This is a genomic window from Streptomyces sp. NPDC006265 (genome assembly GCF_040613555.1).
Classification (GTDB): Bacteria; Actinomycetota; Actinomycetes; order Streptomycetales; family Streptomycetaceae; genus Streptomyces.
Map to the genome: position 1 here is coordinate 1 of NZ_JBEXSH010000602.1, position 5,646 is coordinate 5,646.

Below are 5,646 nucleotides of genomic sequence, written 5' to 3' on the forward strand. Positions count from 1 at the left end.
TCGCCGAGCCGTCGATCGCCGCCCTGATCGCCGGGCCGCTGGAGGACCTCGGCGTCTCGCGCTCGGCGTCGCACAGCATCGCGCTGGTGCTCGGTCGCCGCCGTCGGCGTCCACCAGGGTGTCGCCACCCACCTGGTGTGCGTCGTGCACCACCTGGCGGTCGACAGCGCCGCCTGCACCCTGCTGGAGGAGGAGTTCCGCACCCTCGTCTCCGGGGGCACACTCGCCCCCGACCCGCCCCAGCCCGTCGACCTGGCGCTGGAGCAGCACGGCGACGAGCAGCAGCGCCGCCAGACGATCGAGTTCTGGCTCGACGAGTGGCGGGGGTTCGTCGAGGAGGACCGGCAGGGCGGCGACAGGAGCCGGCGCCACCGGGCGGCGCTCTACTCCGAGCGCGCCCAGGACGCCGCCCGCGCGGTCTCCGAACGCCTCTCGGTGTCCGTCCAGTCCGTGGTTCTCGGCGCTGCCGCCCTCGCCCTGTTCGACCTGAGGGGCCGCGACCGGGCAACGTTCGGCCTGCTCGCCGGCAACCGCATGGACAAGCGCTGGCAGACGCTGCTCAGTAGCATGAACCAGCTCGCCCCGATGACCGTCGCCGCCGACCGGGACGCAGCGCCCGCGGTGTTCCTGCGCATGCTCTACATGAACAGCCTGGAACGTCTGCTCCACGGCTCGTACAGCATCGACGAACTGCGCGCCCGGCTCACGGAGACCGGCTGCGCCAACCCTGATCCCCTGCAGTTCGACTGCTACTTCAACTACCTCGGGGACATCGCCGAGCCCCCGGCCGGGGGATCACCCGCGCGCGACGACGTCGAGTGGTTCGCCGACGCCTGGCAGGGCGGGCCGCGCTTCAACCTCAGGGCCGCCATGGGCACCGGCCTGCACCTGTCCCTGACCGCGAGCGAAGACTACCTCGGCGCCGGGGCGACCGGCCGCTTCCTCGCCTCCGTCGAGGCCGCGCTGGTGGACCTCGCCGACGGCGCTCCGGAGACCGTGGGCGCCGTCGACCTGGCCCCGCTGCGGAAGGTGAGCCCGCCGCCCACACAGGACGGGGACACCGGCCATGAGTGACACCTTGCAGGCGGCCCAGGACACCGCCCCCCGTGCGGGCCGGTGCCCCTACCATGTGACCGGTCGCGCACAGGCGGACCCCTGCATGGACTACCTCCACCTGCGGGACGACGAGCCGGTCCGCTGGGACGAGGACCTCGGGGTGTGGCTGGTCACCGGATTCCGCCAGGCGACCGAGCTGCTGCGCAACCCGTCCCTGTCGGCGGCCTGGCCCGAGCACGGCAGGACCAGGCTGCACACTCCGGCCGAGGGAGAGAGCGGCGACGGGAGCCGCACCTCGGAACTGGTGCGCATGTGGTTCATGTTCAACGACGACCCCGGCCACGCCGCCGCCCGCAAGATCGTCGCCCCGCTCTTCTCGGCCGAACGCCTCGCGGCGGCACGCACCTTCGTGGAAGGGCTCGTCGACGAACTCCTCGCGCCGCACCGCGACGTCCTCGACGTCATGGACGACCTCGCCGTGCCGCTGTCGAGCCGGGTCATCTGCCACATCCTCGGGCTGCCCGAGGACGTCGCTCCCCGCCTCGCCGCCTGGGCTCCCGACATCGCGGCGTTGCTCGTCGCGGACTACCTCCCCGAGGTCGTCACTCGCGGGTACCGGGCGCTGCACGAGGTGACCGCGGCCGTCGACGAGGCGCTCCGGGGCGAGGTGCCCGAGAACTCGGGCCTGTGGCTGCTGCGCGAGGCGCACCGACGCGGCGAGATCGGGCTCCAGGACGTGTGGGCCACCGCGAGCCTGCTCATCTACGCCGGTTTCGAGACGACCTCCACCTTCATCGGCAAGGCCGTACGGGCCACCCTGCACGCGGGTGTCCGGCCGGGCGACCTGAAGGCCGACCCGGCCGCCGCCGTGGAGGAGTTGCTGCGCTTCGACACGTCCGTGCAGCAGGTCGCCCGCTTCGCGACGGAGCCCATCGATGTCGCAGGGCAGCGCATCGCGGCCGGCGACCTCGTACTGATCATGCTGGGAGCGGCCAACCGCGACCCGGACGTCTTCGAAGGCCCCGACCACCTGCGGCCCGGCCGGGAGATCAGACGTCACCTCACCTTCGGGTTCGGCGCGCACTACTGCCTGGGGGCCGGACTGGCGCGGCTGGAGGCCGAGGCCGCCCTGCGAGGTCTCGGTGAACGGTGGGACGTGATCGAGGAGGCCTCCGCCCCGGTGACCCGGTCGCACTACGGCCTCACCGTCCTGGAACACCTCAAGGTCAGAGGGGGGACCCGCAATGACGCGTGATACCGCGACCAGCGCGTACGAACACGGCGAGCTCATTGACGAGGCGGTGTCCCGCCAGGCCCGCGCCCGGCCCGACGCCGTCGCCGTCGTACAGGGCGGCCACCACCTGTCGTACGGGGAACTGGACGCCGCGAGTGACGGCTACGCCGCCGGACTGCGCGCCCTGGGCGTCTCCCCGGGACACCGGGTGCCCGTGCTGATGAGCCGCTCGCCCCAATACGCGGCCGTCGTCCTCGCCATCCTCAAGTGCGGGGCCGCCTACGCCGCCCTGGACCCGCGCTGGCCCGAGGAGCGGGTGAGCTCCATCCTCCGGCGGCTCCAACCGCCCCTCGCGGTCGTGGAGAAGCCCCAGGACCTGCATGTTCCCACGTGGTCCGCGGCCGACCACCCCGTCGACGAGGCGGTACGGCGCCGGCGCCGCGTCCCCGCCGCGGTCCGCGACGGCGGCAGCGAGGCCACCATCTTCTTCACCTCGGGCAGCACCGGCGTCCCCAAGGGCGTCGTCACCCCGCACCGGGCCACCACCCGGCTGTTCCAGCCCGGCGGCTTCGCCGACCTCGGCCCCGGCCACGTCATGCTTGCATCGGTCGCGCTCCCCTGGGACGTCGCCAGCATGGAGCTGTGGGGGCCCCTCACCAGCGGGGGCACGGTGGCCCTGATGGAGGACGAGTACCTGCTGCCCTCGGGGCTCGCCGCGCTCGTACGCGACCAGGGCGTCGACACGGCATGGCTCACCACCTCCCTCTTCAACGCCTTCGTCGACGAGGACCCTTCCTGCTTCCTCGGCCTGCGGCACGTGATGACCGGCGGGGAGAGGCTGTCGCCGCACCATGTGCGCCGCTTCCTGGACGCCCACCCGACGGTGCGGCTGACCAACGGCTACGGACCCGTCGAGTCCTGCGTCTTCACCACCACGCACGACATCGTGCCGACAGACACGGAACTTCCGCACGGCATCCCCATCGGCAGGCCCGTGCCGCACACGACGGTCCACGTGATGCGTGACGGCCGGACGTGTCCGCCGGGGGAGACCGGGGAGATCTGCATCGGCGGGGACGGCCTCGCCGTCGAGTACCTGGGCATGCCGCAGGACACGGCCGCACGGTTCGTGGACACCGACGTCGACGGCGAGACCGTCCGCGTCTACCGGACCGGCGATCTCGGGTTCACCACCCCCGACGGACTCCTCCACTACGTCGGCCGCGCCGACCGCCAGGTCAAGATCCGGGGACGGCGGATCGAGCCGCTGGAGATCGAGAACGTCTGCCTCGCCCTGCCGCACGTCAAGCAGGCGGTCGCGGTGCCCGTGCCCGGCGCGGACGGCGCCTACACCGCCATGGTCCTCTTCTACGTCGCGGAGTCCGGCGCCCCCGAGGACGCCGCCGCACCGGCGGCGGTACGTGCCCACCTCGTCGCCGGGCTGCCTCCCCACAGCGTCCCCGACGACCTGCGGCGCGTCGACGCCATCCCGCTCTCGTCCACCGGCAAGACGGACACCGCGCGGCTGCTGTCGACGGCCCGTCGGGCCCCCGGCGGGCCGCAGCCGGAGACGACCGCTCTCGGAGAGCCCGCACCGTCACGAAACCGGTGGGCGGCGGTCGTTCTGGAGGAGATCCGTGCCCTGCTGAAGACCGACGCCGCGCCCGACGTGCCGTTCGCGGTCCTCGGCGGCACGTCCCTCGACGCCATCCGGCTCTGCGCTCGCCTCTCGGACCGTACGGGCATCTCTGTGCCGGTCTCCGCCTTCCTGCGCCATCCCACGGCCGACGGTCTCGCGGAGTTCCTGGAAAGCCGCTCCGCGCCCGGCCCGATGGAACCGGCCGGCCGAGCCGACCGCGTCCGCCTCGACGGCATCCAGGCCCACTTCGGCCTGCTGCACGAGTTGGACCCGAGCGACTCCGCCGCCCTCTGCCACCTGCTGTGGGAGGTCACCGGCCCGCTGGACACCGGCGCCCTGGAACAGGCCCTCAACGACCTGCAGCGGCGCCACGAGGCCCTCGGGTCGGCCTACCGGCTCGACCCCGAACCGGTGGCTTTCACGCCCGAGTCCACGCACGCCATCCGCGTCGAGACGCTCACCTGCGGTGACGGGACCCAGGACGCCCGGACCCTGGTGGAGGAGGCCCTGAACCGGCCTCTGGCCATCGAGGACGCGCGGGTCTGGCGGTGCGTCCACGCCCCGGTGGACGCCGACACGGGCCTGGTCGGCCTCACCGTCCACCACATCGCCTTCGACGGCTGGTCACAGGACCTCCTCATCGCCGAGCTGACACACGCCTACGACGTCCGCGCCCGCGGGGCCGAGCCGCGCTTCGAGCACCCCGCACCGACCCTGCGCGCCCTGGCCGACGAGGCCGCGCGCTTCCACGACCGCGACGAGGCAGCCGCCCAACTGGCCTACTGGACCCGGCACCTCGCGGACCTGCCGGAACTCGCGCTGCCCGCGCCCGGAGCGGAGCCGGACCGGTCGTTCGGAAGCCATGGCTTCACCGTGGACCCGGTGGTCGCCGCCCGGCTGCGCACCGAGGCCGGCCAGCTCGGAGCGACCCTGTTCCTGCCCCTCGCGGCCGGCTACGCCGCCGCGCTCGCCGACGTGACCGGACAGGCCGACTTCGGCATCGGCGTCCCTCTCGTGCGCCGCTCCGGACCCGCCTCCATGGCGGCCGTGTCGTGCCTGGTGGACGTCGTGTGCCTGCGGCTGCCGGAAGGGACCGGCGGGCCGGCGCTCGTGGACCTGGCGAAGGCGGCACGTCCCGCCGTCGAGGACGCCTTCGCCCGCCAGGACGTGGCGTTCGCGGAGGTGGTCCGCGCGATCCGGCCGCCCAGGACCGGACGCAACCCGCTGTACCAGACGATGTTCGCCGTGCAGAACGCCGTACCCGAGGAACTCGCCCTCTCCGGGTGCGCGGTGAGGCGCCTGCCGATGGAGCCGCCCGCCGCCATGCACGAGATCGTCTGCGAGATCTGGCCGACGGCCGACGGCGGGCTGCGGGTGGACATCAGCTTCCAGGCCGACCGAGTCGCCTCCGGCACGGCGCACCGCCTCGCCCGCGTCTACGAGGAACTGCTGGTGTCCGGGAAACGGCCGGCCCCCCAGCACGTGTGAACAGCCCCCACCCGAAGGGACTCCCCTCCCCATGCAGGACATTCCAGAGGAACGGACGGCCGTGCGCCTGCTGCGGCGCCTCGTCGACGCGAACCCCGAGGCGACGGCGGTCGAGTGCGGCAAGGACGTGCTGACGTACCGCCGTCTGTGGGACGAGGCCGGCACCGCGGCGGCACGGCTCCAGGAGACGCCCGGGTTCGAGCCGGGCTGCCTGCTCGGCGTCCTGTAC

General features: G+C 73.2%; 4 protein-coding genes. All 4 read left to right on the plus strand.

Annotated features, from left to right (window positions below):
- Positions 1-135: 135 nt before the first annotated feature.
- The gene (locus ABZ281_RS35100) at positions 136-1,074 is read left to right on the plus strand and encodes a hypothetical protein (protein WP_356662120.1); all 939 of its coding nucleotides are present in this window, start codon (positions 136-138) and stop codon (positions 1,072-1,074) included.
- The gene (locus tag ABZ281_RS35105) at positions 1,067-2,311 is read left to right on the plus strand and encodes a cytochrome P450 (RefSeq protein ID WP_356662121.1); all 1,245 of its coding nucleotides are present in this window, start codon (positions 1,067-1,069) and stop codon (positions 2,309-2,311) included. The genes ABZ281_RS35100 and ABZ281_RS35105 overlap by 8 nt, the downstream gene beginning before the upstream one ends.
- Positions 2,301-5,417: an amino acid adenylation domain-containing protein gene (locus ABZ281_RS35110; RefSeq protein ID WP_356662122.1), complete on the plus strand. Its 3,117-nt coding sequence runs from the start codon at positions 2,301-2,303 to the stop codon at positions 5,415-5,417. Before ABZ281_RS35105 ends, ABZ281_RS35110 begins: the two co-directional genes overlap by 11 nt.
- Before the next feature lie 31 nt (positions 5,418-5,448).
- Positions 5,449-5,646: hypothetical protein (locus tag ABZ281_RS35115; protein ID WP_356662123.1), on the plus strand; the 198-nt coding region annotated here is incomplete at its 3' end.